At 53.3% G+C, this 1905-nt stretch carries 4 protein-coding genes; all 4 read left to right on the top strand.

Annotated elements, in window-relative coordinates:
• The first annotated feature begins 8 nt into the window (after nucleotides 1–8).
• Nucleotides 9–149 (top strand): flagellar basal body rod C-terminal domain-containing protein, encoded by a 141-nt coding sequence (locus tag AC2VLY_RS10475; protein ID WP_486922228.1) that lies wholly within the window; start codon nucleotides 9–11, stop codon nucleotides 147–149.
• Nucleotides 150–169: 20 nt separating this feature from the next.
• Nucleotides 170–955, top strand: a complete 786-nt coding sequence (gene flgG, locus AC2VLY_RS10470; RefSeq protein ID WP_075322618.1) for a flagellar basal-body rod protein FlgG — start codon at nucleotides 170–172, stop codon at nucleotides 953–955.
• 10 nt (nucleotides 956–965) lie between these two features.
• Nucleotides 966–1727, top strand: a complete 762-nt coding sequence (locus AC2VLY_RS10465) for a flagellar basal body L-ring protein FlgH (RefSeq protein WP_486922227.1) — start codon at nucleotides 966–968, stop codon at nucleotides 1725–1727.
• On the top strand, nucleotides 1715–1905 hold a 191-nt coding region (locus AC2VLY_RS10460; RefSeq protein ID WP_486922226.1), incomplete at its 3' end, for a flagellar basal body P-ring protein FlgI. The genes AC2VLY_RS10465 and AC2VLY_RS10460, both read left to right, overlap by 13 nt.

The raw sequence follows: 1905 nt of genomic DNA, 5'->3' as shown, positions 1-1905 counted from the left end.
CTGGAGCGCTGGAAGGCAGTAATGTGAATCCGGTCAATGCGATGATCCAGATGCTCGAAGATACCCGCCAGTTCGACATGCAGACCAAGTTGATGCAAACCATTTCCCAGGATCGGCAAAGTGCCAATCAATTGCTGGTTTTGTCATGAACAATCAGGAGCAATAAATCATGATGCGTTCTCTTTATGTAGCAGCGACTGGCCTGGAAGGTGAACAGACCAAAATGGACGTTATTGCCAACAATCTGGCGAACGTCAACACCACCGGATTCAAGCAGTCCCGCGCAGTTTTTCAGGATTTGCTCTACCAGAATCTGCGGCAACCGGGTGCGCAGTCTTCGCAGACTACCCAATATCCCTCAGGACTTCAGCTTGGCACCGGGGTGCGCGTCGTTTCCACGGAACGCCTGATGACCCAGGGCAACTTGACCCAGACCGGCAATGCGCTGGATGTGGGGATCAATGGCCAGGGCTTTTTCCAGATCATGCAGCCCAACGGGACCATTGCTTACAGCCGGGACGGTACTTTTCAGATGAATAACCAGGGGCAACTGGTCACCTCCAACGGTTATCTGTTGCAGCCACCGGTAACCATTCCACCCAATGCCCAAAGCATTACGATTGGTAGTGACGGGACTGTTTCGGTAGTGCTGCCGGGGCAGGCCCAACCTCAGCAGGTGGGTACCATCCAGCTCGCCAATTTTATCAATCCCACCGGCCTGCAAAGTATTGGCGACAATCTGTATTTGCAGACGGGTTCTTCCGGCGCGCCGCAAACTGGACAGCCCACCCTCAATGGTTTGGGTTCCGTGCAGCAGGGTTACCTGGAATCTTCCAATGTCAATGTGGTATCGGAATTGGTGGATATGATCGCCACGCAACGTGCCTACGAAATCAACAGCAAGGCGGTATCCACTTCGGATTCCATGCTCGGGTATCTCACCCAGAATTTGTGAGGCTGATAACATGACTGCGCAAGCCATCCGCAAAGTTCTCATGCATTTTCCATTCTCCTACGGAAAAATCTGGATGGTTTTGCTGCGTCTGGGTTTCTTGATGATGCTGGTGTTGGGCTTGACGGCTTGCGCCACCTTGCAGGGACATCATGATCTCAAGCCGCTCAAACCCTTACCCATTCCCGCAGAACCGGAATCACTGGCGGCCCATGCCCCCAACGGGTCCATCTGGCAGGCGGGTACCAATGTTTCTTTGTTCAGTGATAACCGGGCCAATCGGGTGGGCGACCTGATTACCGTGTTGATTCAGGAAAACTCCAGTGCCAGCAACAACACCAATACCGCCATTAACTCTTCAGATTCCTTGAGTGCAGCGCTGACCAACTTTTTTGGGATCACCCCTGCTTTTGGTAGCGTGGCTGGTAAAGCCTTCAGCCCCAGTATGGGGGCAAACAGTGCCCAGAAATTTGGGGGCTCCGGTGCAACTACCCAAAGCAATACTTTTACCGCCACTCTGGAAGTAACGGTAGTGAGGGTGCAGGGCAATGGGAATCTGGTCATTGAGGGTTCCAAAGAAGTGCTGCTCAATGGTGGGCATGAGTATATCCGGGTCGCGGGAGTGGTGCGGCCGGCTGATGTGACGCCACAAAATACCATTTTATCCACGCAAATTGCCGATGCGCGTGTGGAATATAGCGGCAATGGCAGCATTTACTCGGCCGCACGAATGCCCTGGCTGGCGCGCTTTTTCCTGTCGCTATGGCCTTTCTGAGGAAAAAACAGATGCCCAAGCTCTTGCGATCATCTTCTGCAATCATCTTGATGCTGGTCATGATGACATTTACCGGATTGTTTTCCGCCCAGGCCGAAACAATCCGCAATCTGGTGTCGGTAGGCGGGGTGCGCAGCAACCAGCTGGTCGGTTATGGTTTGGTAGTCGGGCTGAATGG

The organism is Acidithiobacillus sp. TH-A36, assembly GCF_057473445.1.
The sequence above is the reverse complement of the archived record's forward strand: the minus strand, read 5'-3'. Positions and strand labels throughout refer to the sequence as shown.